Consider the following 26984-nt stretch of genomic DNA (forward strand, 5'->3'; position numbering starts at 1 on the left):
GGACATAAGATGAATAAAAAAATACTATGCACTTAATTTTTACAATTGTAATTTTTATTTTATTATGGTATATTTCGTTAACAGCAAGTGAAATTAACAAAAATATTGAAAGCTGTAATAATAAATTGGATTATTTGTCACAAGAGATTATGAGTACTAAGTCGGATATTAGCAATACTATAAATGAAGAAATGTCAAAAAGTTATATAACAAAAAGCATTGATTTAAAAGTTAAAAAAATCGAAAAAAAAGAATGTATTATTGATGTAGATGTCCAATTGAGTAAGCTTGGAGAAGATGGAAAAGTATTTTTTATGTATAAAAAAGATGGTGATAAATGGAATGAAATTGAAATGACAAAACATGGAGAATTATCATATGCTTGTGAAATAAAAATAAATACAGGCAGTGAATATGACTATAAAGTAGTTACAAGTGGAACTATATCTGAAAGTTCTGATGTACAAAAATTGACTAATTCTGATTATATGCCTAAACAACCTATATTTAATTCTGGAATAAGAGATAATAGAGAATACTTTATTGAAATAGTAGAAAATAGTAAACTACTTAATCATGAAAGTGAAAAGTCAAAAAATAAAGTTTATAACAATATTAGTTTAGAGAAAGTAGATATTATTGTAAATGAAGGGAAAAAAGATACTGTATACAAAGCTAAATCTGTTAAAAACTTGAATGATGGTGAAGCTAATAATTCAAATAGAAATCAAGTGAATTATGAAGTAAGTTTTCCTAAAAGAGATATTGATGATATTATTTATATTAAAGCTAAACTTACATACAATAATGGAGTAGAATATATAAAGGATATAACTGAAGATATAACTATGGGCTTACAAGATTTAGAAAAATAAATACATATTTAAATAAATTTGTTCAATAAAATAGGGGCTGTCTCAAAACAGAGATAAGTATCTTTTTCACTGTTGAAAAGATGAAAATATATTTGATTTCATGCAAAAAAGAGTGCCTTATGAACTAAAACGTCCACTTTGAGACACTCCCTATTAAAAATTATAATTTTAATTCCATATATCTAGCCCCTTCAATTGGATTATAAGTATAAGGCTCTATATCATAAAAACCAATCTTTTCATATAATCCTTGTGCACTTTTCATGCTTGGAAGAGTGTCTAATCTCATATGTGTATATCCAATTTTTTTAGCTTCTTCAATGATTTCTTCTAATAGTATTTTTCCTATCTTTAACCCTCTAAATTGATTTCTTACATATAATCTTTTTAATTCACATACTTTGCCTTCAAGTTTTTTTAAAGCAACACAGCCTGCCAAATTTTCATCAACAAATGCCAATATCAATGAGCCTGAAGGTTTTTTATATTTTCCTGGAAGTGTTTTTAATTCATTATTAAAGTCTTGGAAACATAAGTCTATATTTAAGGAATTAGAATATTCAGTAAATAAAATTTTTACGTTTTCAAGGTTTTCTAAATCTTTTTCTTCAATAAATTCTAAAGTTGTATTTTGAGTCATTTTATCCATCATTATATGATATGTTTATATAATGACTTCACCTCCTTGATATATATATATTTTTGTTAATATCAATTAGATTTTAATACCATTACTTTTTCGCCACCATAGTCAAGCTCTCCATTAAATTCAAATCCAAAATCTTTATAAAGCTTAATAGCCATTTTATTATCGTCGAATATACTAAGATATAGTTCCTCACAGTTATATTCCTTTTTAAGATAATTTACAAGAAAATCTAATGATGCCTTTCCATATCCTCTGCCTTGATATTTTGAATCAATCATAAATCTATCAAGCCAAACTCTATCATCTTCTAGACGACCATACATAGCAAATCCTATTAGAGAATTTTCATCATATATTCCAACAGGTATCCAAGCTGTTATAAATTTAGATTCAGCAATAGAAAGTGCATTGCTTTCAATATAATCTAACTGACTTTTATCTACAGACAATTTAACTAAATCACGCCAATTATTTATGTCTGCAATTCTTACATTTAATTTCAATATATTACCGCCCTTCAAACTTTTTGTTACAATATAATACTATCATATTATATATTAAAAAGCACTTAGTAAGATTTTAAATGAGGTTTTTAAATGAATAAATTTTCTGGAAAAAGGAATTATAAATACATAATAATACAGCATAGGAGTAGATGGATATATGAACAAAATAAATAAAAATTTTAAAAATATTTGGATAGTATTAGTAGCTGTATCGATTTTTACCATGTTTATAATTTTTCAAAATAAGAATTGTAATACGGAAACCCCAATAGAAGCTTTTACAATTAAGAATCATAATAAAAAATTTGTATATCCTATGGGAAATATAATTGGAGTAAAAGCAAATACAGACGGTGTATTGGTCTTAGGGTATGAGGAGGAAGATGTAGACTATATTGGAGGCATACAAATTGGTGATAATATAGTAAAAATAGATAATAAAAGAATAAAAAATAGTCAAGATGTATCAGAAATTTTGAATACGGTTAAAAAGAGTAAAGTTGAAGTGACTTTTGAGAGAAAAAATAAGTATAAAACAGAAGTAATAGAAACTAAAAAAGAAAATGGTAAATATAAACTTGGATTGTGGGTAAGGGATAAAATATCTGGAATTGGAACTATGACTTTTTATGACCCTAGCATGGAAAAGTTTAAAGCAATTGGTCATGCCATAAAAGATTCGGACACCAATGAACTATTAAAAATAAAACAAGGATATATATACAAGCCAGAACAATTAAAAATAGTAAAGGCTAGTAATGAAAAAGTAGGTAAAATAAAAGGTGATTTTAATGACAGTAATTTAATGGGGAATTTCTCAAATAATTCAGAACTAGGTATAAGTGGTAATATTACAGAAAAACATAATAAAGAATTTAATTTAGCAAATAAAGAAATGCAATTAATAGAAGTTGGAACACCACAAGATGTAAAAATAGGAGATGCAGTAATTCTTTTTGAGGACAAAAACAAAAATATAACAAGCTATGATATAAAAATAGAAAGTATAGTATATGATAAAGGAAATTATAGAGATATGGTAATAAAAGTAGTAGATGATAAGTTATTGGAATACACAGGAGGTATTGTACAGGGTATGAGTGGAGCTCCAATAATACAAAATAATAAAATTATTGGTGCAATAACTCATGTTTTTAGAGATAATCCGAAAAAAGGATATGGTATTTTTATAGATGAAATGATAAAATTGTAGGTGAGGCATTAAAAAATTTTATTATTTTATCAATTATCTAGAAGGAATATAATTTTGGAGTGTCGAATATGCTTTAGAGTAGATAATTAGGAAGCAATTGTGTAAAAAGTTTAGTTTTCTGTAATAAGAAGATGTTTTTTAATGGGGGGATTTTTAGTGGAAAAAATCAAAATAGTTTTAGCAGATGACAATAAGGATTTTTGTCAGGTATTAAAAGAGTATTTGTCTAATGAGGATGATATCGATATATTAGGCATAGCTAAGGATGGAATTGAAGCATTAGACTTAGTAAAAAAGACACAACCGGACTTATTAATATTGGATGTAATAATGCCACATCTAGATGGATTAGGTGTAATTGAAAAATTGAATACTATGGATATACCTAAAATGCCAAAAATAATAGTACTATCAGCAGTAGGTCAAGATAAGATAACTCAAAGCGCAATAAATCTAGGAGCAGATTACTACATAGTAAAGCCATTTGATTTTGTTGTGTTTATAAACAGAATTAGAGAACTAGTTTCTAATAGAGTTACTCAAGTTGAGCCAAAGCCTAGACCAGTTCAAGAAACTCAAATGACTAGAAGTGATTTTGTTAAGAATGTAGGAAATATAGAAACAGAAATCACAAATATAATACATGAAATAGGAGTACCAGCTCATATAAAAGGATATTTGTATTTAAGAGAAGCAATAAAAATGGTTATTGATAATGTTGAGCTTTTAGGTGCAGTAACAAAAGAGTTATATCCAAGTATAGCAAAAAAATTCAATACAACACCAAGTAGAGTTGAGAGAGCGATAAGACATGCGATAGAAGTTGCATGGAGTAGAGGAAAAGTTGATACAATAAATCAGCTATTTGGATATACGGTACACAATACTAAAGGAAAACCAACTAACTCGGAATTTATAGCAATGATTGCTGATAAATTAAGACTAGAACATAGTATGGTTAAATAAACAGACATAAAAAGTAAGGCTTTTTAATTAAGGCATTGGCTATAAATGCGTATTACAAGCAGCGAAACGGTATAACCAGCAAGGTTATACCGTTTCGCTATTTTAATAAATACAAAATTTTTATTTATTATTTGCTTAATATATCAATATAATAATTTTATTATACGATAGTTATAGTATGTGTCTTTACAAGTTGTAAATTGACAGTGGTTTATTTTTTAATATAAATATTGGCTTTAATGTAGATAAACCTTGTATTTTTAAGTGTATTATGGAATATATTAAATAAAAAAATGATGAAATATAGCATTGTGAATACCCAAGATGCAAAACAAACTTAAAACATTTATTTTATTGTTAAGTAATGCTATAATATAATGTGATTTTAATAATGATAGTGGAGGTTTAAAAATGAGAGTCGAGGCCCCTATAAAAGTAGATCGAAAAACCAAAAAACTTGCTAAAAGAGTTGGAAGTGGGGAAATAGCAGTTATAAATCATATCGATATAGATGAAGTTGCTGCAAACTCTTTAGTAGAAGCTAAAATAAAACTTGTCATAAATGCGGCTCCTTCTATAAGTGGTAGGTATCCCAATAAAGGTCCAGGAATATTAACTGAGAATAATATACTAATAATTGATAATATTGGAGAAGAGTTATTTGAAGAATTAAAAGAAGGACAGACTATAGAAGTTGTAGATGGAAAGATATATAGAGAAGGGAAATTTTTAGGTGCAGGCGAAGTTTTGGACAAGTATGAAGTTGCACATCAAATAAAGGCTGCTTATGAGAATTTAGCTGTAGAATTGGACAGATTTATAGATAATACTATAGATTATGCTAAAAAAGAAAAAGGATTTATACTTGGAGAAGTAGAAATTCCAAAAGTGAAAACTAATTATGCTAATAAACATGTATTGATAGTTGTAAGAGGTCAGGACTATAAAGAAGATTTAAGTACAATGCTTTCTTATATAGAAGAGGTAAAGCCAGTTTTAGTTGGTGTTGATGGAGGAGCAGATGCTTTAATTGAGTTTGGATATACTCCAGATGTAATTGTAGGAGATATGGATAGTGTAAGTGATGAAGCGTTAAAAAAGGCTAGTGAAATAGTAGTACATGCTTATACAGATGGAAGAGCACCAGGTCTTGAGAGGGTTCAGGAATTAGGTTTGGATGCAGTTGTATTTCCTGCACCAGGAACTAGTGAAGATATAGCTATGCTTATCGCTTATGAGTATAAAGCGGAGCTAATAGTGGCGGTTGGCACACATTCAAACATGATTGATTTCCTTGAAAAAGGAAGAAAAGGTATGGCAAGTACTTTTTTAGTTAGACTCAAAATAGGTTCAAAACTTATAGATGCTAAAGGAGTGAATTTGTTATATAGAAGTAAATTAAAAATAAAGTACATATGGGCATTAATAGCAACAGCATTATTTCCTGTGTTGGTAGTTGCATCATTGTCACCAGGAGTTCAACAATTCATACAGCTAATGCAATTGAAGTTTAGAGTATTATTACAGATGTAAATTTTAGGAGGATAAATATGCATATTAATATGAAATATTATATAGTCACTATAGGTGCTATATTTATAGCTTTGGGTATAGGCATGTTAGTAGGATTTAATTTAAATAATAATCAACAATTAAGTGAACAACAAGCAAATATAATAAATGATTTAGATGATAAATTTAGTATCTTAAAAGAAAAAAATGATAAACTTGGCAGTGACCTAGCAAATGTAAATAGAGATTATGAAGAAGCAGTTAATTTTATAAATAAAAATGTAGATAAGATTTTAGCTGGTTTATTGAATGGTAAAAGTATAGGAATAATATCAGCTAATGAAAATGACGATTATACAAAGAATATAGAAGACATAATAAATAAATCTAATGGAAGTGTTGCATTTAATATAGTATTAAAAGAAAATATAGCAAATCCAGAAAAGTTAAAAGAAATCTCAACTAAATTAGGTACAGAGGTAAAAAATGCAAATGATGCAGTTAATTATATAATTGATACTCTTAAAAAGGAAGATGCAAGTGATATTCTGACATATCTTCAAGAGCTAGATGTAATAAAATTTAACTCTCTTGACAATACATATCTAAAATATGATTCTGTTGTAATAGCTGGTGGAAATGATGCAAAAGATAGTACAAAACAGTTTGAAAAGATAGAAAAATTTGTAGTTTCAAAACTTAAATCAGAAAATAAATATTTAGTTGAAGTTCAAAATACAGGAGTTAAAACTTCTTATGTAGGGCTATATTCTAAAAACAAGATTGCAACTATAGATAATATTGATGAAGGTGTAGGAAGTTTATCTTTAGCTATTCTTTTACAACAAGGTAATATAGTTGGTAATTTTGGTAGATTAGATACTGCAACTTCATTGTTGCCATCTATTAAATAGAAATAATTTTAAGGAGATAAAAAATGGATTCTTATATAAGTATAATAATACCAGCTTATAATGAAGAAAGTAGAATAAAATATACATTAGAAAGTATAGTGGATATTAAGCAAATAAATGAAATAATAGTTGTTGATGATGGCTCAACTGATAATACTGCTAACGTTGTATCTAAACTAGAGAATGAAAAGATTAAATTTTTTAAGTTAGATAAGAATAGAGGTAAAGGATATGCTTTAAATTATGGTATTAAGTTATCAATGAAAAATGCAGATATTATAGGGTTTTTAGATGGAGATTTAGAAAGTTCTGCTAAAGAAGTTGAAAAATTAATTGTACCTATATTAAATGGTGATGCTGATGTTACTATAGCCAAGTTTCCTCCTGCAAAGAAAAAAGGAGGCTTGGGTTTTGTAAAGGGTTTAGCTAAGAATTCTGTGTTTGAGATGACTGGTGTTGAGTTAGATGCAACTTTATCAGGTCAAAGAATATTTAAAAGAGAAGTTTTAGAAAAATTTGATGAAATACCTTTTGGATATGGAGTAGAAGTTGGAATGACCATTGATATATTAAAGTATGGATTTAAAATTAAAGAAGTATTAGTAAATATGACTCATAATGAAACAGGAAGAAATTTAAAAGGTTTTATTCATAGAGGGAAACAGTATTATCATATAAAAAAGGTTTTGGGACAAAAAAAGAAAGAATGGAGGTAATATCTTAGTGAAAGATTATATACTTTATACCATTTTATTATTAACTGGATTATTTGGAACCTATGCTGTAATTCCACTATTTAAGAATTTATTGATAAATGGAAATGTACTTAGACCAAACTATAAAAAAGATATGATACCAGTAAGTATGGGAATTGTATTTTTGCCTATGATTGTAATTAATGGAATAGTACTTGCTTTCTTTACTACAGAATTTAAGGATTTAGCATATATATTTATGTTTATGTTTGGCATGATATCCATGTTTTTTGCAGGGATACTAGACGATGTTGTTGGAAATAGAGATGTAAGTGGTTTAAAGGGGCATTTTAAAAGTCTATTTAAAGGAAGTCTTACAACAGGAGGTTTTAAAGCTTTATTTGGTGGATTTGTAGGACTTATAGTTTCTGTTTCTATATCAAAGGATCTAATTGATATAATGATAAATACACTAATAATAGCTCTATCAACTAATTTGATGAATCTTTTGGATTTAAGACCAGGAAGGGCAATAAAAGCATATTTATTCATAATGGTAATTATATTTTTAACATTGACAGGATTTGTTCAAGTTCTTCCATTACTTATAGTACCAAATGTACTTGCATATTTTAATTATGATTTAAAGGCAAGGGCTATGATGGGAGATACTGGTTCAAATGTCCTTGGAATATCTATTGGAATGCTTATTTCTTTTGGGTATCCATTTAACGTTAGATTAGGCTGGCTAATATTTGTAATTATTATGCATATGTTCACTGAGAAATACTCATTGACTAAAATAATAGAAAAAAATAAATTATTAAATTTTATAGATAAATTGGGAAGGTAACATTATGATAAGCAAAAGAATGGGGACTGTTGAATCAATAGTAAGTCAAACTGAAACTCTAGATGATATAAGAGTAAATATAAATGGGGAAATACAAAGGGCATATAATTATCCAAAAATATCTGGAACTATAAGTATAGGAGATGAAGTAGTCTTAAATACAACAGCAGTAGAACTGAGCTTAGGTACAGGTGGATACCATTTTGTAATAACTAATTTAAATAATTTAGAATCTACCTTAACTGAAGGTGGTCATATAATGAAACTTAGATATACACCTCTTCAAATAAAAGTGGATTCTGTTGAAGAACAAGAGAGTATTTATCATGATGAATTTGAGAAGTTTAAAAGCTTAGAAGGTCTTTCTGTTGTAGTGGGAACTCTCCACAGTATGCTGACTCCATTTGCAGCTTCATTTAAAAGAAATAATCCAAATAAAAAATTAGTATATATAATGACTGATGGAGCATCTCTTCCAATTTATTTAAGTAAAAATGTGAGTACTTTAAAAGAAAAAAAAATAATAGATAGTACAATAACTATAGGAAATGCATTTGGTGGAGATTGTGAATGTATAAATATATATACTGCACTAATTACAGCAAAAGAAGTATTAAAAGCAGATGTAGTATTTGTAAGTATGGGACCAGGAATTGCTGGGACAGGAACGAAGTATGGATTTACAGGAATTGAACAAGGTCCAATTCTTGATGCTGTAAAAAAACTTGGAGGAAGAGCAATAGCGATTCCAAGAATTAGTTTTGCTGATAAACGAGAAAGACATCAAGGCATTTCACATCATAGTATGACTATACTTAAAGACATTGTAAATGTAAATGTAGATATACCAATAACTATATATGATGATGAAAAATTAAAATTTATAAAAGAGCAAGTTAATTCAAGTGCTTTAGACAAAAAGCATAATATAATTTATATAGATAATAATAAAACTAAAGAGGATTTAGACTATTTTAATCTAAAAGTAAAAAGTATGGGAAGAAATTATGAACAAGATGAAGCATTTTTCAAAGCTGCAAGTACAGCAGCATATTACTTAATGGAGGTTTAAGATGGTATTAGAAGAAAAAACTATTAGTAGTGATAGGGTTTATACAGGTAAAGTAATTACTTTAAAGGTTGATACTGTTGAAATTCCAGGGCAAGGCTATCAAAAAAGGGAGTTAGTAGAAGTTGGTGGGGCAGTAGGAATAGTTGCAATTACAGATGATAATAAAGTTGTACTAGTTAAGCAATTTAGAAAACCTATAGAAAAGCCAATCTTTGAAATTCCAGCTGGTAAACTAGAAAAAAATGAAAGTCCAAAAGAATGTGCTGAAAGAGAATTAAAAGAAGAAACTGGTTATAGTGCAAAAAATATTAAGCTAATACATAAATTTTTCACTTCAGCAGGTTTTTCTAATGAGATAATGTTCGTATATTTAGCAACAGGTCTTACTCCAGGAGATAATAATCTAGATGCAGATGAGTTTTTAGATGTCTATGAAATTGAGCTTGAAGAAGCATATAATATGGTATTAAAAAATGATGTTGAGGATGCAAAAACTTCTATTGGATTATTATTAGTAAAAGATTTGTTTAAAAATTAATATTTATAAAATGAATAACCCCTTGTCCTAAAGCATATTATTTTATAAAGGACAAGGGGGAATAAAATTGAGAAGAACATATAGAAAAAATGATTTTAGAGAATTGAATAGACAAATAATTATTATAGGATTGTTGTTTATGATGTCTATTGTTGTTGGGTCTTACATAAATAAAATTTTACCAGGTTCTAGTGACAATATATTAAATAATATAAATCCTGCTGTAGAGTATTACAATCTAAATATAAACATAAAAGATACAGTTATACAAAATTTAAAATCAGATGTAATCTTTATGGGTTCAATAGCTCTATTGAGTCTGTTTGTAGTAACAATTCCAGCAGTGCTGGTAGCTTTTGTATTAAAAGGTATGTCAATTGGTTATACGATAAATAGTTGTATACTGGCATTAAAATTTAAAAGTATAAAAATGATTTTAATAATATTATTTAAAAATTTGATTATTATTCCATGTGCAATCATACTAACATTAATTAGTCTAAGCTATTTTAAAGAGATGGTTTATGAATTTAAAAAGAAAAATAAAAAAAATATGCAATTTTTAGTTAAGAGGTATATACTAAATATTATAATTATAATAGCACTATCATTGGGGTTGCAATTAATATTGAATACTGTAAGTATTGGTATTATTAAGTTCCTAGTTAAATAAAGGAGTTTATAATGGATATTATAGAGGGATATATAGATTACATAAAAGATAAAAAAAGATTATCAGAAAATACAGTGGCATCATACGTTATGGATATAAAAAAATATATGGAATATATAAATCAAAAAAGTATTAAACTAGTAGATATAGTGGAAAATGATATTATAAGTTACTTAATAAAGTTGGAAAAAGATAATGTATCAATAGCTACAATAGCGAGGATGATATCATCTATAAAATCTTTTCATGATTATTTATTTTTAAATCATGTATGTACAAATAATCCTGCAAAGGATATAAAAAAACCTAAAATAAAAAAAGAAGATATAAATATACTTACAGAAGAAGAAATTGAAAGATTACTAAACTTTCCAAAGTTAACAACACCTAAGTTGATTAGAGACAAGGCTATTTTCGAAGTATTATATGGTACTGGTATAAAAGTATCTGAATTAGTAGATATGAATATAGAAGATGTTGACCTTGACATTGATTATATTTATTGTAATTCATGCTGTAAAAGTCAAAGAGTGATACCACTTTGTGATATTACAAAACTTTATTTAGAGAAATATTTAAAAGAAGCAAGACCTAAAATCGCTGTAGAAGGTGAAAAATCATTATTTGTAAGTTCATTAGGTCAAAGGTTTACACGACAAGGTCTTTGGAAAGTTATAAGAAAATATTCTAATTTAGCTAATATAGATAAAAATATAAATCCTACAATGCTTAGACATTCATTTGCAATTCATCTGTTAAATGAAGGCGCTAACATTGCTGTTGTGAGTAAAATTTTAGGAAATGTTAATTTATCTAGTTTGCAAGTATATTTAAATCATATAGATAAAAACGTGAGAAGAGAAATAAAGGAAAAACATCCTAGAAATGATATTGATATAGAATTACAAAAAGCAGAAGCTAAATAGACTGTATAGCAAATTTTATAATTTAAAAGGAGTATATTTATATGAGCAGAGTAATTTGGATTGTAATTGATAGTGTTGGGATAGGAGCATTGCCTGATGCTGAAAATTTTGGAGATAGTAAGGATGTAAGTACTCTTGGAAATATATTCAGGGAATATCCAGATATAAAGATTCCTAATATGAGAAAACTGGGTATAGGAAATATAGATGGTGTAGATTTTTTTGAAAGTATAAAAGATCCAATAGGTTGTTTTGGAAAATGTAAGGAAATGTCTCAAGGAAAAGATACTACTACTGGTCATTGGGAAATGACTGGTATAATAGTTGAAAAACCTTTTAAGACATTTGAACATGGATTCTCAAAAGAAATAATAGAAGAATTTGAGGAGAAAACTGGAAGAAGAGTAGTAGGAAATAAACCAGCTTCAGGAACTGTAATAATAGACGAGTATGGAGAACATCAAATAAAAACTGGCGATGTAATAGTATATACTTCAGCTGATAGTGTATTTCAAATAGCTGCTAATGAAGAAATAATACCACTAGAAGAACTTTATAAGATGTGTAAAATAGCTAGGGAAATAATGATGGGAGATAATGCAGTAGCTAGAGTAATAGCTAGACCATTCATAGGTAAGAAAAAAGGTGAATTTGTGAGAACTTCAAATAGAAGAGATTATTCATTAGACCCATTTGAGCCAACAGTTCTTGACAATATAAAAGAATCAGGATTTGACGTTTTAGCAGTTGGAAAAATAGAAGATATTTTTAATGGAAAAGGAATTACAGAGGCTATTCACACTAAAAGTAATATGGATGGAGTAGATGAAACTTTAAATTATATGAAACAAGATAATAAAGGTCTGATATATTCAAATCTTGTTGATTTTGATTCTAAATATGGTCATAGAAGAGACCCAGAAGGATATAAGAAAGCCCTTGAAGAGTTTGATAGTAGACTTCCTGAAATAATGGACAATATGAGAGAAGATGATATTCTAATAATCAATGCAGACCATGGGAATGACCCAACATATAAAGGTACAGACCATACGAGAGAATATATTCCAGTTATGATTTATGGTAAAAAGGTTAAGAAAGGTTTTAATTTAGGAGTGAAAGATACATTTGCTGATATTGGAGCAACTGTTGCAGATATATTAAATGTAAAATTGCCTAAACATGGGTCAAGTTTTAAAGAAGATTTATTTTAAATTAGAAAATGATAAAAAGTTAAAAAACTTAACTTAATAGGATGGAGGGATTGGAATGTTTGAAAAGATAGAACAAAGTAGTAAATTTATAAATTCTAAAATCAATATAAAGCCTAAAATTGGTTTGATATTAGGTTCTGGACTTGGCGATTTAGCAAATGATATAGAAGGTTCTGTTACAATTAAATATAGCGAAATTCCAAATTTCCCTGTATCAACTGTAGAAGGACATGCTGGACAACTTGTTATTGGAAAACTTGGAGGAAAAGAAGTAATTGCTATGCAGGGTAGATTTCATTATTATGAAGGATACTCTCAGAAAGAAGCTACTTTTCCTGTAAGAGTTATGAAAGCCTTAGGAGTTGAGATTCTTATAGTAACTAATGCTGCTGGAGGCGTAAATAAAAAGTTTAAAGCAGGAGATTTGATGATTATAAGAGACCATATAAACTTTAGTGGGAATAATCCATTGGTAGGGAAAAATGATGATAGGCTTGGAGCTAGATTTCCAGATATGTCAGATGCCTATTCTTCTAAATATGTAGATATAGTTAAAGAGTGTGCTAAGCAATACAGTATAGATGTAAAAGAAGGTGTTTATATGTTTTTTAGTGGACCAAACTATGAAACACCAGCAGAAGTAAGAATGGCTCAAATTTTAGGAGCTGATGCTGTAGGTATGTCTACTGTTCCAGAAGTCATAGTAGCAGCACACTCTAATATAAGTGTTATTGGTATATCTTGTATAACAAATATGGCTGCTGGTATCTTAAATCAGCCACTAAGTCATGAGGAAGTAATACAGACTACTAAAAAAGTTAAAGTAGAATTTATGAACCTAGTTAAAAGTACAGTTGAAAATTTATAAATATCTTGAATTTATAAAATTTTTGAATAAATTTATAACAAAATAGTCAATGTTTGATTTAAAAATAATTAATAAGGAGCTGTCTTGATATAGAAAGTTATTTCTAATAAGGGACAGTTTTTTTATAATACTATCATATTTAAAAATATTTTAAAGTTTAAAACTTATTTAAATTATTAAAGAGTAGAATGGAGATTTCAAGTATGAGAATGTATGATATTATAAAAAAGAAGAGAGATAATCTAGAACTTAGTAAAGAAGAAATAAATTATTTTATAGAAAACTATTCAAAAGGGGATATTCCTGATTATCAAGCTTCTGCACTGTTAATGTCTATTTATTTAAATAAGATGAATAAACAGGAAACTGTGTATCTTACAGAAGCAATGATGAACTCAGGTGACATGATAAACTTATCAGATATAGATGGTATAAAAGTGGATAAACATAGTACTGGTGGTGTTGGAGATAAGACCACTATAGCTCTTATACCTTTGGTTGCTTCATGTGGAGCACCAGTTGCAAAGATGTCTGGTAGAGGTCTTGGTCATACTGGTGGTACTATTGATAAATTGGAGTCTATACCAGGTTTTTCAACAGAAATGAATATAAATAAGTTTATTGACTCTGTAAATAAGTCTAAAATAGCAGTTTGTGGTCAAAGTGCAAAGGTAGCAATTGCAGATAAGAAAATATATGCTCTTAGAGATGTTACAGCTACAGTTGATAATATATCATTAATAGCATCCAGTGTAATGTCTAAAAAATTAGCTTCAGGGGCTGATGCAATTGTGTTAGATGTAAAAACTGGAGATGGAGCATTTATGAAGACTTTAGAAGAGTCTTTTGAATTAGCGAAATCTATGGTTGATATAGGTACTGGTATGAATAGGGATACAATAGGAATTGTAACAGATATGGATGAGCCTTTAGGGTTTGCAGTAGGGAATTCTTTGGAAGTTATAGAAGCCATTGAGACTTTAAAAGGAAATGGTCCTGAAGACCTTGTTGAACTATGTGAAGTATTAGGAGCATATATGTTGGTTTTATCAAGAGTTGTAGACAATTTTGATGATGGTGTAAAAAAGATAAAAGAATCTATAAAATCTGGTAGTGCTATACATAAACTTAAAGAGTTTATAGAAAACCAAGGTGGGAATAAAGATGTAGTAGATGATTATTCTCTATTCAAAAAATCAAAATATAAATATCCAGTTAAATCAAATAAATCAGGTTATATAAGCAAAATTAAAGCTGAAGATGTTGGTGTGTCAGCTATGATTCTTGGAGCAGGCAGAGAAACTAAAGAGGATATTTTAGATTTATCAGCAGGGGTAATTTTAGAAAAGAAAGTTGGAGATTTTGTAAATGAAGGTGACATTTTAGCATATATGTATTATGATGATGAACAAAAACTATCATTTGCAAAAGACAGATTTATTGATTCATATTCTATTGTAGATGAAAAAATAGACAAAAATAAATTAATATATGGTATTGTAACTAAAGATGAAATTAAAAAGTTTTAGAAAATTTTAGAAAAGTGATTATAAAAGACCTAACATGTCAAAAATAGTGTTAGGTTTTTTATTTTTTTGATAAGCGATAAATGGTAACAAAAATATATATTTTAAAACATTTTTTACAATATAAATAATTTTATTCTACAAGATGATTGAAAATTAAAGTATCTAGCTTTATAATAGAAAATGGATAAATATACATAAGGAGTAGATTATATTATGAGATTTAAAAAAAATAGATTAAAGTTAACAGCATTAATTATTGTTATATTAATTATTTTAGCAGGGATATTTGTATCTATGCAAATAGGTCCTTATGATAAAAGTAACAAGAATGATGTAATTATCGATATTCCAAGTGGAGCATCTGTTGGAAAAATATCTGACATATTATATGAAAATAAATTAATAAAAAATGAACTATTATTTAAACTTTTGGTAAAGGTTAGCAATAAAGCTCCATCTATAAAATCAGGAACATACTTACTTAATCAATCATATTCAAATAATGATATAATAAGTCTTTTAGTTTCAGGCAAAATATATCAGAATGGTATAAAAGTAACTATTCCAGAGGGTGCTACATCCAAAGAAATTATAGCAATGTTAGTAAATAAAAATTTAGGGGATAAAGCTACTTTTGAAAAATTAATAAAAGAGCCTCAAGAATTTTATGATAAATTTCCATACTTGAAAGAAGATGGAATAACTTCTTTAGAAGGGTTCTTGTATCCAGAAACGTATTATTTTAATTCAAAGAAGCAATCAGAAAAAGATATTCTAAGCGAAATGTTAAATGTATTTGACAGTAAATATATGGACAAGTTTAAAAAGAAACAAAAAGAATCAAAGATGACTCTTCAAGAAGTAATGGAAATGGCTTCAATAATTGAGAAAGAAGCTGTTCTTGACAAAGATAGACCAATAATATCAAGTGTGTTTTATAATAGACTTAAGGTAGGTATGCCTCTTCAATCAGATGCTACAATACAATATATATTTGAAGAGAGAAAGAAAATTGTAACGTATGATGATTTAAAAATTAATTCACCATATAATAGTTACAAAAATAAAGGATTACCTCCTACACCAATATCAAATCCTGGTATAAAATCTATTGAAGCAGCACTATATCCAGACAAGACAGACTATTTATACTTTGTAGCTAAGATTGATGGTGGAAATAACTATAGTACAAACTATCAAGACCATTTAAAATATGTTAAAGAGTATAAAGAAGCAAGAGATAAGCAAGCAAAAGATACAAAGGCAACGAATAAAGAGAATACAAAAGAATAAACAATGATTATAAAAAGTCTAACAGGGTAAGAATAATGTTGGGCTTTTTTATTGAAAATTGTTATTCTTAGATTTATAATAAAGAAAGTGTAAATATATATAACAATATGAATTTAAAAAATAATAAATTAAGACAAAACTTGAACATTTATTATTTTAGGGAGTGTTTTTATGAGTAATATAGTTAATGATTTGGTTGAAGATTATATAAGAGTGACATTAAAAGAAAAAGAAGGACTTTTAAAAGATTTGGAAATTTATGCAGAGGAAAATAGTGTTCCTATAATACATAAAGAGGTCTCAGATTTATTAAAAGTATTATTAAAGATTCAAAAGCCAAAGAGAGTTTTAGAAGTAGGGTGTGCTATTGGTTATTCTTCTATTTTTTTTGCAACTATTATAGGGAAAGATGCAGATATCGTAACTGTTGAGAGAAATGAAAAAATGATAGAAAAAGCAAAAGAAAATATAAAATTAGCTGGATTTGACAATAACATAACTATACTAGAAGGAGATGCAGAAGAAAAACTTAGTCAAGTCCAAGGTGAATTTGACCTTATATTTATAGATGCAGCTAAAGGGCAATACAAGTTATTCTTTGATTTAGTTATAGATAAACTAAAAGATGGTGGACTTTTAGTATCTGATAATATTTTATATAAAGGTATGGTTGCTCATGATGATTTTGTTGTAAGAAGAAAGAAGACCATAGTAAAAAGGATGAGAAATTATTTAGATTATATATGTAATTGTGACTATTTAAGTACATCATTGATACCAATAGGTGATGGTGTGGCACTAAGTTATAAAGAAAGTAAAAGAGGTGACGTAGATGGAATTAAATAAAGTTGAACTTTTAGCTCCAGCAGGTGATTTGGAGAGATTGAAAATAGCTATAACATATGGAGCAGATGCTGTTTATATAGGTGGAGAAATTTTTGGAATGAGGTCTGCCGCAAAGAATTTTAGTAAGGAAGATATGGCAGAAGGAGTAGCTTTTGCACATGAAAGAGGTAAAAAAGTATTTGTAACAGTAAATATAATACCTCATAATGAAGATTTTCTACAATTAGAAGATTATTTGTTGGAATTAGAAGAGATAGGTATAGATGCAGTTATAATAGCTGACCCAGGAGTGCTTAGTGTTATTAAAAAAGTAATTCCGAATATGGAAATACATTTAAGTACACAAGCGAATACAACTAATTATCTAAGTGCAAATTTCTGGTACGAGCATGGAATAAAAAGAGTTGTAGTGGCAAGAGAATTGTCTTTTGATGAAATATCTGAGATAAGAGCAAAAACACCTTTAGATATGGATATAGAAGCGTTTATGCACGGTGCTATGTGTATTTCTTATTCTGGGAGATGTCTAATAAGCAACTACATGACTGGAAGAGATGCCAATAAAGGTTCTTGTGCTCAATCTTGTAGATGGCAATATCACTTAGTTGAAGAAAAAAGACCTGGAGAGTATTTCCCAATATATGAAGATGAAAGAGGTACATTCTTTTTTAACTCAAAAGATTTATGTATGATAGAGTATATACCAGAATTAATCAAATCTGGTATAACAAGTTTAAAAATAGAAGGTAGAATGAAGACTGCATACTATGTAGCTACTGTTGTAAGAGCATACAGAATGGCAATAGATGAATTTTACAAAGACCCAGAAAACTGGAAGTTTAATCCAATGTGGATGGAAGAGTTAAAGAAAGGTAGTCATAGACATTTTACATCAGGTTTTTACTTGAATAAACCAACAACAGAAGACCAAAACTATCAATCAGCATCATATGTTAGAAACTATGATTTTATAGGTATAGTCAGAGAAACAGAAGATGAAGATGGTCTTATTGTAGTTGAGCAAAGAAATAAAATGTGTGTTGGTGATGAAATAGAGGTCATGGGACCATATAAAGAAACTATGTTTACTAAAATTGAAGAAATGTATAATGAAGAGGGAGAAGCTATAGAGTCAGCTCCTCATCCTAGACAAATAGTGAAGTTAAAGCTATCAGTAAAAGTTGGTAAAGATTATATGCTTAGAAAAGTTATAGAAGAAAAGGTTGAAGAATAATAAAAAATTGATAAAAATAGTATTAGCCCCTTAGAAATTGTCAATAATGAAATTATCTAAGGGGTGATTTCATGTCAAAAAAGAAGACTCCATTTTTGAAAAAAGTGGGAAAGAGAAGCTGGTATATATTTACTATAATTTTAATAATTTATAGTGTTTTAATTTATAGACTAGTTGATATACAGGTATTAAAAGGTGATAAATACAAACAAAGTGTTGAATCGCAAAGTGTTGAGAAAGTAGAGTTAAATAGTGGAAGAGGAATAATCTATGATAGAAATAACAAAAAACTTACAGATACAAGTAAGTCTCAGGTATTGGTTGTTGAAAAAGAAAAATTAAATAATAACTATAAAATTTTAGAGCTTGTTAAGAAAGCTACTAAGATGAATGATTTAGATATATATAAAGCTATACAAGAACAATTGACACGTCCTATAATACAGATTCAGGCTAAAAAGATTGATAGGAGCATGAAAAAAGAGCTTGAGAAAAATGGAATAATGGTAGAAGAAAAAACTATGAGATATTCAAAAGATGGTTTATTATCACATACAATAGGATATATAAAAGAAGACGATAAATCAGGTCAATCAGGAATTGAAAAGAGTATGGATAGTGTGCTTAGAAATTCAAATGAAAAGTATATAAGTGCTTTTAAAGCTGGAGATGCAGGAAATGAAAAGTCTCTAAACATACTAAAGGGAAGTGTAAAAACTGTTGATGATAAGGATAAAGATAGACATCTAAAAACTACAATTGATTATAACATTCAAAAAAAATTAGAACAGATACTAAACAAAGAAGAAAATCCTACAGCAGTAGTAATCTCAGAGGTATCTACAGGTGAAATTCTTGCAATGTGTTCTAGACCTAATTTTGACCAAAATGACATATCAAAAAGTTTAAAAGGAAAAAATGGGGAATTTGAAAATAGAGTTATAAAAGCGACATATCCACCAGGGTCTGTATTTAAGATGGTAGTTTTATTTTCTGCACTTGAAAATGGTGTTATAGATGAGAACTACACTTATAATTGTACAGGAAAGACTAAAGTTGGGAATACTAATGAGATACTAAGATGTAACAAAAGAGATGGGCATGGTTTTCAAAATTTAAGACAAGCTTTTTCTAATTCATGCAATCCTGCATTTTTAGATATAGCTATGAAGCTTGGCAAAGAAAAGATTTTGAAATCTGCTGAAAAATTGCATTTATTTGAAAAAGTTGATATTGGTCTTGATGAAGAAAAAATTAGGGAAGCTCCCAAAAATATATCAATACGAAATTTAGCTATAGGTCAAGAAAATATAGAATTCACACCACTGCAAATAAATCAAATGACTCAAATAATGGCTAATAATGGAACATTCAAACCATTGTACTTATATAAAAGTCTTGTGGACAATGATATGAATACAATAAAAACTTATAAATCTTCAAAAAAGGAAGAACTTATTTCTCCCTATGTGTGTACACAAGTTAAAGAATATATGAAGTCTGTGTCTAAGGTTGGTACAGCCAAAGACTTGAAGGATTTAGATGGTGGATGTGGAGTTAAAACAGGTACAGCTCAAAGTAGTTTGAACAAAAAAGCAATAGACCACGGATGGATAACTGGATTTTATCCAGAAGAAAGACCTAAGTATGTAATAACTGTACTAGTAGAAGGAACTCAAAAAGGAAGTAAATCTGCAATACCTATATTTAAAGAAATATGTGAAAGTATACAATAAAATTATGTAGCTTAAAATTTAAGGATATATCGTAATTTTGATTTTCAGACAGAAAGTTTTGTCTAACAATGTACGATATATCCTTTTAAATATAGTATTAATTTTCTTGAACAAGCTCTTTTTCTAGTTTTTTAAGAGCCTTTTTTTCGATTCTAGATACATATGACCTCGATATATCGAGTTTTTGTGCAATTTCTCTTTGCGTCTTATAGCCATAAGGAGTTAACCCGTATCTTAACTGGACAATTTCTCTTTCTCTAGGAGTAAGAATTTTGTTTAGTTGCTCGTAAAGTTTTCCAACTTGAACTTTTAGCTCAACTTCATCAAGAACATAGTTAGCCTCTGTACCAAGTATATCTAAAAGGCTTATTTCATTACCTTCTTTATCTGTTCCGATAGGGTCTTGTAGAGATACTTGAGTTTTATTTTTTTTGTTAGACCTAATATTCATTAAAATCTCATTTTCAATACATCTAGAGGCATATGTTGCCAATCGAGTTCCTTTGTCTATATTATAAGTTTCTATAGCTTTAATTAATCCTATTGTACCTATGGATATCAAGTCATCTTGGTCTTCCGTCGAATTATTATATTTCTTTGCTATATAAGCTACTAATCTCATGTTTCTTTCAATTAATGTATCTTTTGCACTTTTATCGTTTTCTATTTTAAATTTAGTTAAATACTCAATCTCTTCTTCAGGGGTTAAGGGTTTTTCAAAAGATTTAAGAGCTGCCAATAGGTCACCCCCCTTTTCAACGGTCACTTTAAATTATATGAAAGAGACTTATCCAAGTTGACTGTTATCTAATAAAATAATATGCATACTTTTAGAATTTAAAGCATATATTTGCAAACTTTTGGATAGAACATGACATGAAAAATGGTAACTTAAATTTAAGGTTTTGTTGTAGATGCATAAAACAGGGCGAAAGAATTATTAACTTATGAAGTATAAATTGAAATTTAGGTGTCAATAAATATAAATGAGAAAGATATTATTATAAATAGTGAAACAATGCTTTTCACAAATCATTCATAATTATTTATTTGAAAATATAAAAAATAATGTTTATGTATGTTTTGATATTGAGCAAAAGATTTAAGAAAAACAGTAGACTGTATAAAAAATATAGGTATAGGGGGTGGAGAATCTTACAATACATTATAAAGTAAATATAATTAATTATTTTTACAATGTTGATTACAAGTAAAGATTAGTAGTTTCAGTTAATGTTATTAAGAGTGAAGGTGGTGTATTAAAAGGATATAATTACTGGTGCAATAAGATTTAAAAAATCTATGTTTGTATATGAACATGAAAAACTTTAAGTAACAATGAAAAAACTTATAAAAGACATTTATGAAAAAACTTATAGTTAAATTTTTATATAAAATATTACTTAGGGGTTTTTATTATTGAAAATAAGAAAGAGTGGTTTTATATCAATCGAATGTATAATAAGTATTGCTATATTATATGTGGCTGTTTACTTAGTTTCTACATCATTGTATAGTTGCTATGGTTTTATCAGTAGAAATTCATCTGATAGAGAAATGTTAGCTACAGCAAAAAAATATATAGAAGATGAGAAGTATCGAATACAAAATAGTAAATATGAGTCAATTGAAGATGAAACAGAAAAAAATTACATAAATGGATATGAGATTAGCAGTACAGTAAAACAAATTTTAGATTATTATCAATGTTATGAAATAAATATAGAAATAAAAAATAAATTTAAAAAGTTGAGGTTTAATAGCTATGTTACTAGAAAATAAAGGCTCTATATTAATAATAACATTGATAATATTTTCTATTATAAGTACTGTGTGTATTATGTGTATAGGTTTAATCTACACACATAATAATATATTTGAGTTAGGGTACAAGGATACTCAACTAAAAGAAATTTCTTTAAGTGGAATAGAAATATCGGTAAGTAATGTACTTTCTTGTGTTGAAGAAGCTATTAATGAAGCTAATAATGAAGATGAATTTAGAGAATATTTCTTAGGAAATAACATGATTGATTGTATAAAAAAAATAAAAGATACGTCTTATAGCGGGTTAGAAGAACTTTCTTTAAAAGTAGAAAATAATACTATCTACGATAGAGGTGATTTTTTTGAATTTGATATAGCAAGTACAGTTAGAGAAAAAGAATTATTAAAAGTAATAAAAGCAAGAGTAAAAATTAAAAATCCATGGGTAGGAATTGATATTGAAGATTATATGGATAAATCTAATAACAATAAAATTAATGACAAAATGTTTAATGGTTATAGAGAATCTAAAAAGAATGAATTTCTAAATGAATTCAAAACTGAGAATGAAGATATCAGCAATCAAGAGATTGCTGAATCCACAGAAATAGATATTAAAGAATCTGAAGAAGAACTTAAAGAAAACATAATTGAAAACATAAAAAAGAATTTTGATGAAAAAAAATTAGTATATGTGTATAAGTATAGGGGTGTATAACTTTGAAAAAAGAAGGAATGTGACTGTAATAGAATTAGTAGTATCTATCAGTATAATACTATTGATAGTTACATTATCTTTTCCAAAAGATAATCTTGAAAATCATAAAATAAATTTATTTGCACGTCAACTTTGTTCAGATATAAGGTATGTTAGGCGAATTAATATGTTTAGCAACTACAATACATATATATACTATATAAATCAAGATAAACATGAAGGTTATGTATTGAGAAAAGATGGTAAAAATATTAAATCAATAATACTGCCTAAAAATGTAAAAATAGCTAGAAGCATTGATATAATAAAATTTAAGTCTGATGGCTCACCTCAAAAAGCATCTACAATAGAGATATATAATAATAGATTAAGAAAAACTATAACAATTACACCTGTAAGTGGAAGAGTACTTCTGAAAGAGGGAAAATATGAAACGTAAATATGGCTATTTACTTTTGGAAAGTGTGGTATCATTAACTTCGATTGTAATTCTGATAATGGTTTTATATTCTATATTCGTGCTTACAATAGATTTAAAACTAAAAATAGAAGATAGGATAGAATTACAACAACAAGTTCTTGAAATCATAAAATCTATGGAAGGAATTATTAGTAATTCTATGGGAATAATAAATGTATCTAATGACGAAGAAACCTTTAAAAGGACAACATCTATAAAGTGTAGATATGTAGATGAAAATATAACTAATAATGAAGAATACATAAGTAATAAAGAAATCATATTAAATGAAAGACGAAATAAGTTATTTGTGAATTCTTTAAATGGTGAAAATAGTCAAGCAGGTGGTTATGAAATTGGAGATTATGTAGATGAAATGTATGTATCAATTAGTAATAATGGTCAATATGTTAATATAAAATTGAAATTATCAAAGCGTAGTCAAAACTATGAAACTAAGTTTAAAATAAAAGTGTGGAATTTTAGCGAAAGCATATGAAAACGAATAGATTTATGAGAAAGAAATAAAAGCTATTAATCATATAAAGTATAATTACTAAGAACTATGTAATTAAATAATATCAATATGTAAAATGTATAGATTAAGATTGTATAGGAGAATAATAAAAATATAAAATAAGTAATTTGCCAAATACTTGTTTATATTGTATAACTTATGATATTATGATATTAGTAAAAATTTGTAATCCTGACTTGACAGAATTCAAGTAAGAGATATAATTTTAGAGGCATAGTAATTTAAAATTTACTAAAAAATAAGAAATTTATTTTAATATGGAGGAACAAAAAATGGTATCAGCAGGTGATTTTAGAAAAGGTGTTACATTTGAAAAAGATGGACAACCATGTTTAGTAGTTGATTTTCAACACGTTAAGCCAGGTAAAGGAGCTGCTTTCGTTAGAACTAAATACAAAAACTTAAAAACAGGAGCTATAAGAGAAGAAAGTTTCAATCCAAGTGAAAAATTCCCTAAGGCTGTTATAGATACAAGACAAATGCAATATCTATACAATGATGGTGAGTTATATTATTTTATGGATCAAGAAAATTTTGAACAAATACCATTAAACTATGAACAAGTTGAAGATGCAATTAAGTTCTTAAAAGAAAATGAAGTTGCTACAATAAGATTTTATCAAGGGCAACCATTCCAAGTAGAAGCTCCAAACTTTGCGGAGTTAGAAGTTACAGATACAGAACCAGGTATAAAAGGTGATACAGCAAGTAATGTAACTAAAGCAGCTACAGTTGAAACTGGAGCAGTTGTTCAAGTACCATTATTTATAAATACTGGAGATAAAGTAAAGATAGATACTAGAACAGGTGAATATTTGTCAAGAGTATAAAAATTTATGTATATAAAAGCTTATATGTCTTAATAATATAAGATATATGAGCTTTTAGTTTATATATAAAAAAGAAAGCGAGGGGTGTTACATGAAACATTTATATGAAGAAGTTGCATACTTAAAAGGCCTAGCAGAAGGACTAGAAATAAGTACTGAAAGCAAAGAAGGGAAAATGATACATAAAATAGTTGATGCATTAGAAGTATTTGCAGATGCTATTGTAACATTGGATGAAGAACAAGAAGAACTTCAAGATTTTGTTGAATCTATAGATGAAGATTTAGCAGATTTAGAAGAAGATATTGCTGACATGGAAGAAGATCTTTATGAAGAAGATGATGAGGATGATGAGGACTTCAGCTATATAGAAATGGAATGCCCAAATTGTGGAGAGTTAGTAGAAATAGACGAAGATTTGTTATATGATGATGAAGTAGATGTTGTTTGTCCTGATTGTAAGGCTGTAATATTATCATCAGAAGATGATTGCGATGATGATTGTACATGTGGTGGTTGTTCAAGTTGTGATGATAGAGAGTAAAAATTCATAAGAATTAAAACTGCCTATGATACCTATGAGATATTTTGTTTCATAGGTAGTTTTATTTTTATGAGGAAGAGTATTATAGATTTTGGTTTTGCAATACTTGGACAAAAATAGTACACTAGAATTTATAGAATAGGATTTTGGAGGGATGTAAATATGAAAATAAGTAAAAAATTACTAGATAATATACAAAGATTTGAAAATGTTATAAATTATAAATTTAAAAATAAAGAATATATACTAGAAGCTCTTACTCATAGTTCATATTCTAATGAAAATAAAAAGTATAATTTTAACGAAAGGTTAGAATTTTTAGGGGATTCAGTTTTAGGCATAGTGATAAGTGATTATTTGTTCAATGAAGAAGCAAATCTGCCCGAAGGGGAACTAACTAAACTTAGAGCAAATATAGTTTGTGAAGATTCGTTAAGTGAAGTAGCTAATGATATAAATTTAGGTGTTCACATGTTATTAGGCAGAGGAGAGGAAGCAACTGGAGGAAGACATAGAACTTCAATATTAGCAGATGCATTTGAAGCTGTAATAGCAGCCATATATCTTGATGGAGGCTTTGAAAGTGCAAGACAGTTTATACTTCATTACATGGAAAATATAATTTATGATTCAAGAAAAGGAAACATATTTAGAGACTACAAAACACATCTTCAAGAAGTGTTACAAGGTAATGGAGAAAACAATATCTGGTACAGGCTTATAGAAGAAAAAGGACCAGACCATAATAAAAGATTTGTAATGGAAGTTGGAATTAATGAAGATGTATTGGGTATAGGAGAAGGTAAGAGTAAAAAAGAAGCTGAACAGTTAGCTGCTAAAGTAGCTTTAAAGAAAAAATTATGGGAAAAATAAATATAATATGTAAAAATATAAAAAGAAATATTTAGATTAGAAGGATGTTGTAGATGAAAAAGAGAATTATACCTATATTTGTCCCTCACAAAGGATGTCCTCATGATTGTATATTTTGTAATCAAAAAAAAATAACAGGTGTGAGTACTGATGTTACAAGTGAAGATGCAAGAAACATAATTGAAGAATGTTTAGAGACTATAGATAAAGATGCTGATGTAGAAATAGCATTTTTTGGTGGTAGCTTTACTGCTATAGATATTGATATACAAAAAAGTTTATTATCAGTTGCTAAAGAATATGTAGAAAAAGGTCTAGTAAAAGATATTAGAATGTCTACAAGACCAGATTGTATTGATGAAGATATATTAAGTATGCTAAAAGAATATAAGACAAGCATAATTGAACTTGGAGTACAATCTTTAGATGAAAAAGTGTTATTAGATAGTATTAGAGGCCATCAATCAGAAATTGTATACAAGAGTTCAAATATGATAAAAAATAGTGGAATTAAACTTGGTTTACAGATGATGATTGGTCTTCCAGCTGATACAGAAGAAAAATGTATATTTACAGCAAAGAAATTTGTAGAGCTAAAACCAGATTGTGTTAGAGTTTATCCAACCTTAGTAGTAAAAGATACAGGTCTTGAAAAATTAATGCAACAAAATGAGTATAATCCATTTACTCTTGAACAGAGTATAAACATAGTAAAAAAAGTTCTTGTATTGTTTTATGTCAATAATATCAATGTAATAAGAGTTGGACTTCAAGCTACTGATGACATACAAATTGGAAAAGCTGTTTTAGCAGGACCATATCACCCTGCATTTAGAGAATTGGTAGAAGCTGACATGATAAAAGATTATTTGGAATTTATTATTTTACAAAATAAAAATATAAAACAGATGTTGGTGAAATCTAATAAAAAGAATCTTTCTAAGATAATAGGAAATAAAAAAACAAATGTTAAATATATGAAAGAAAAATTTGGCGTGATTTTAAAAACACAAGAATCAGATTTAGATATAAATCAATTAGAAATTGTGTTAGATGGGAAAAGTTTAATTATTACTAATATGAAAGACATTCATAGAAAATTGTATGACATTTATAACCTTTAGTTTTAACGATGAAGGGAG

General features: G+C 27.8%; 29 protein-coding genes. 26 read left to right on the forward strand and 3 right to left on the reverse strand.

Features of this window, described 5'->3' with window-relative positions; all coding sequences use genetic code 11:
- The first annotated feature begins 149 nt into the window (after nucleotides 1-149).
- Nucleotides 150-875 carry a hypothetical protein gene (locus KGF39_RS05105; protein WP_227821449.1) on the forward strand — a complete coding sequence of 242 codons (726 nt, stop codon included), beginning with the start codon at nucleotides 150-152 and terminating at the stop codon, nucleotides 873-875.
- A gap of 160 nt (nucleotides 876-1035) precedes the next feature.
- On the opposite strand, the gene KGF39_RS05110 is transcribed toward KGF39_RS05105, so the two are convergent.
- Nucleotides 1036-1527, reverse strand: coding sequence for a GNAT family N-acetyltransferase (locus tag KGF39_RS05110; protein ID WP_227821450.1), 492 nt, complete (start codon nucleotides 1525-1527; stop codon nucleotides 1036-1038).
- A gap of 59 nt (nucleotides 1528-1586) precedes the next feature.
- Nucleotides 1587-2027, reverse strand: coding sequence for a GNAT family N-acetyltransferase (locus KGF39_RS05115; RefSeq protein ID WP_227821451.1), 441 nt, complete (start codon nucleotides 2025-2027; stop codon nucleotides 1587-1589).
- Nucleotides 2028-2187: 160 nt separating this feature from the next.
- Between KGF39_RS05115 and KGF39_RS05120 the strand changes: the two genes are divergently transcribed.
- The 17 genes from KGF39_RS05120 (at nucleotide 2188) to KGF39_RS05200 (ending at nucleotide 20112) form a co-directional block, all read left to right on the forward strand.
- Nucleotides 2188-3243, forward strand: a complete 1056-nt coding sequence (locus tag KGF39_RS05120; RefSeq protein ID WP_227821452.1) for a SpoIVB peptidase S55 domain-containing protein — start codon at nucleotides 2188-2190, stop codon at nucleotides 3241-3243.
- A 141-nt stretch (nucleotides 3244-3384) separates the two neighbouring features.
- The gene (gene spo0A / locus KGF39_RS05125; RefSeq protein ID WP_003424711.1) at nucleotides 3385-4209 is read left to right on the forward strand and encodes a sporulation transcription factor Spo0A; all 825 of its coding nucleotides are present in this window, start codon (nucleotides 3385-3387) and stop codon (nucleotides 4207-4209) included.
- Between the two features lie 411 nt (nucleotides 4210-4620).
- Nucleotides 4621-5742 carry a putative cytokinetic ring protein SteA gene (gene steA, locus KGF39_RS05130; RefSeq protein ID WP_107594194.1) on the forward strand — a complete coding sequence of 374 codons (1122 nt, stop codon included), beginning with the start codon at nucleotides 4621-4623 and terminating at the stop codon, nucleotides 5740-5742.
- 17 nt (nucleotides 5743-5759) lie between these two features.
- Nucleotides 5760-6635 (forward strand): copper transporter, encoded by an 876-nt coding sequence (locus KGF39_RS05135; protein ID WP_227821453.1) that lies wholly within the window; start codon nucleotides 5760-5762, stop codon nucleotides 6633-6635.
- A 23-nt stretch (nucleotides 6636-6658) separates the two neighbouring features.
- Nucleotides 6659-7351 (forward strand): glycosyltransferase family 2 protein, encoded by a 693-nt coding sequence (locus tag KGF39_RS05140; RefSeq protein ID WP_227821454.1) that lies wholly within the window; start codon nucleotides 6659-6661, stop codon nucleotides 7349-7351.
- A 7-nt stretch (nucleotides 7352-7358) separates the two neighbouring features.
- Nucleotides 7359-8183 carry a glycosyl transferase gene (locus KGF39_RS05145; RefSeq protein WP_227821455.1) on the forward strand — a complete coding sequence of 275 codons (825 nt, stop codon included), beginning with the start codon at nucleotides 7359-7361 and terminating at the stop codon, nucleotides 8181-8183.
- Between the two features lie 4 nt (nucleotides 8184-8187).
- The gene (locus KGF39_RS05150; protein WP_227821456.1) at nucleotides 8188-9255 is read left to right on the forward strand and encodes a DUF3866 family protein; all 1068 of its coding nucleotides are present in this window, start codon (nucleotides 8188-8190) and stop codon (nucleotides 9253-9255) included.
- Nucleotide 9256: 1 nt separating this feature from the next.
- Nucleotides 9257-9793, forward strand: coding sequence for an NUDIX hydrolase (locus tag KGF39_RS05155; RefSeq protein WP_227821457.1), 537 nt, complete (start codon nucleotides 9257-9259; stop codon nucleotides 9791-9793).
- A 67-nt stretch (nucleotides 9794-9860) separates the two neighbouring features.
- On the forward strand, nucleotides 9861-10466 hold the full coding sequence (locus KGF39_RS05160) for a stage II sporulation protein M (RefSeq protein WP_054273228.1): 606 nt from the start codon (nucleotides 9861-9863) through the stop codon (nucleotides 10464-10466).
- 11 nt (nucleotides 10467-10477) lie between these two features.
- Complete coding sequence (locus KGF39_RS05165; protein ID WP_227821458.1) at nucleotides 10478-11392, forward strand: tyrosine-type recombinase/integrase; 915 nt, start codon at nucleotides 10478-10480, stop codon at nucleotides 11390-11392.
- A gap of 41 nt (nucleotides 11393-11433) precedes the next feature.
- Nucleotides 11434-12606: a phosphopentomutase gene (locus KGF39_RS05170; protein WP_107594196.1), complete on the forward strand. Its 1173-nt coding sequence runs from the start codon at nucleotides 11434-11436 to the stop codon at nucleotides 12604-12606.
- Between the two features lie 55 nt (nucleotides 12607-12661).
- On the forward strand, nucleotides 12662-13474 hold the full coding sequence (locus KGF39_RS05175) for a purine-nucleoside phosphorylase (RefSeq protein WP_054273231.1): 813 nt from the start codon (nucleotides 12662-12664) through the stop codon (nucleotides 13472-13474).
- Between the two features lie 203 nt (nucleotides 13475-13677).
- Nucleotides 13678-15003 carry a pyrimidine-nucleoside phosphorylase gene (locus KGF39_RS05180; RefSeq protein ID WP_227821459.1) on the forward strand — a complete coding sequence of 442 codons (1326 nt, stop codon included), beginning with the start codon at nucleotides 13678-13680 and terminating at the stop codon, nucleotides 15001-15003.
- 213 nt (nucleotides 15004-15216) lie between these two features.
- On the forward strand, nucleotides 15217-16296 hold the full coding sequence (gene mltG / locus KGF39_RS05185) for an endolytic transglycosylase MltG (RefSeq protein WP_227821460.1): 1080 nt from the start codon (nucleotides 15217-15219) through the stop codon (nucleotides 16294-16296).
- 171 nt (nucleotides 16297-16467) lie between these two features.
- The gene (locus KGF39_RS05190; RefSeq protein WP_054273234.1) at nucleotides 16468-17142 is read left to right on the forward strand and encodes an O-methyltransferase; all 675 of its coding nucleotides are present in this window, start codon (nucleotides 16468-16470) and stop codon (nucleotides 17140-17142) included.
- Nucleotides 17129-18376, forward strand: a complete 1248-nt coding sequence (locus KGF39_RS05195) for a peptidase U32 family protein (protein ID WP_227821461.1) — start codon at nucleotides 17129-17131, stop codon at nucleotides 18374-18376. The genes KGF39_RS05190 and KGF39_RS05195 overlap by 14 nt, the downstream gene beginning before the upstream one ends.
- A 71-nt stretch (nucleotides 18377-18447) precedes the next feature.
- Nucleotides 18448-20112, forward strand: a complete 1665-nt coding sequence (locus tag KGF39_RS05200) for a peptidoglycan D,D-transpeptidase FtsI family protein (protein WP_054273236.1) — start codon at nucleotides 18448-18450, stop codon at nucleotides 20110-20112.
- Between the two features lie 97 nt (nucleotides 20113-20209).
- On the opposite strand, the gene sigK is transcribed toward KGF39_RS05200, so the two are convergent.
- Entirely contained in the window at nucleotides 20210-20851 is a 642-nt protein-coding gene (gene sigK, locus KGF39_RS05205) for an RNA polymerase sporulation sigma factor SigK (RefSeq protein ID WP_107594202.1), read from the reverse strand.
- A gap of 680 nt (nucleotides 20852-21531) precedes the next feature.
- Here sigK and KGF39_RS05210 point away from each other — a divergent pair.
- From KGF39_RS05210 to KGF39_RS05245, 8 genes are all read left to right on the forward strand, one after another.
- On the forward strand, nucleotides 21532-21894 hold the full coding sequence (locus tag KGF39_RS05210; RefSeq protein ID WP_227821462.1) for a hypothetical protein: 363 nt from the start codon (nucleotides 21532-21534) through the stop codon (nucleotides 21892-21894).
- Nucleotides 21878-22597 (forward strand): hypothetical protein, encoded by a 720-nt coding sequence (locus KGF39_RS05215; protein ID WP_227821463.1) that lies wholly within the window; start codon nucleotides 21878-21880, stop codon nucleotides 22595-22597. Before KGF39_RS05210 ends, KGF39_RS05215 begins: the two co-directional genes overlap by 17 nt.
- 19 nt (nucleotides 22598-22616) lie before the next feature.
- On the forward strand, nucleotides 22617-23036 hold the full coding sequence (locus KGF39_RS05220) for a hypothetical protein (RefSeq protein WP_107594205.1): 420 nt from the start codon (nucleotides 22617-22619) through the stop codon (nucleotides 23034-23036).
- Nucleotides 23026-23556: a hypothetical protein gene (locus KGF39_RS05225; protein WP_227821464.1), complete on the forward strand. Its 531-nt coding sequence runs from the start codon at nucleotides 23026-23028 to the stop codon at nucleotides 23554-23556. Before KGF39_RS05220 ends, KGF39_RS05225 begins: the two co-directional genes overlap by 11 nt.
- A 311-nt stretch (nucleotides 23557-23867) precedes the next feature.
- Nucleotides 23868-24425: an elongation factor P gene (gene efp / locus KGF39_RS05230; protein ID WP_009889023.1), complete on the forward strand. Its 558-nt coding sequence runs from the start codon at nucleotides 23868-23870 to the stop codon at nucleotides 24423-24425.
- Nucleotides 24426-24516: 91 nt separating this feature from the next.
- Complete coding sequence (locus tag KGF39_RS05235; protein ID WP_227821465.1) at nucleotides 24517-24969, forward strand: CD1247 N-terminal domain-containing protein; 453 nt, start codon at nucleotides 24517-24519, stop codon at nucleotides 24967-24969.
- A 162-nt stretch (nucleotides 24970-25131) separates the two neighbouring features.
- A complete protein-coding gene (gene rnc, locus KGF39_RS05240; RefSeq protein ID WP_054273254.1) occupies nucleotides 25132-25842 on the forward strand; it encodes a ribonuclease III in 711 nt (236 codons plus the stop codon).
- A 53-nt stretch (nucleotides 25843-25895) separates the two neighbouring features.
- The gene (locus KGF39_RS05245; RefSeq protein ID WP_227821466.1) at nucleotides 25896-26966 is read left to right on the forward strand and encodes a radical SAM protein; all 1071 of its coding nucleotides are present in this window, start codon (nucleotides 25896-25898) and stop codon (nucleotides 26964-26966) included.
- The last annotated feature ends 18 nt before the right edge of the window (nucleotides 26967-26984 follow it).

It is taken from the genome of Clostridioides sp. ZZV14-6345, from assembly GCF_020657775.1.
In the GTDB taxonomy this organism is placed as follows: domain Bacteria; phylum Bacillota; class Clostridia; order Peptostreptococcales; family Peptostreptococcaceae; genus Clostridioides; species Clostridioides difficile_D.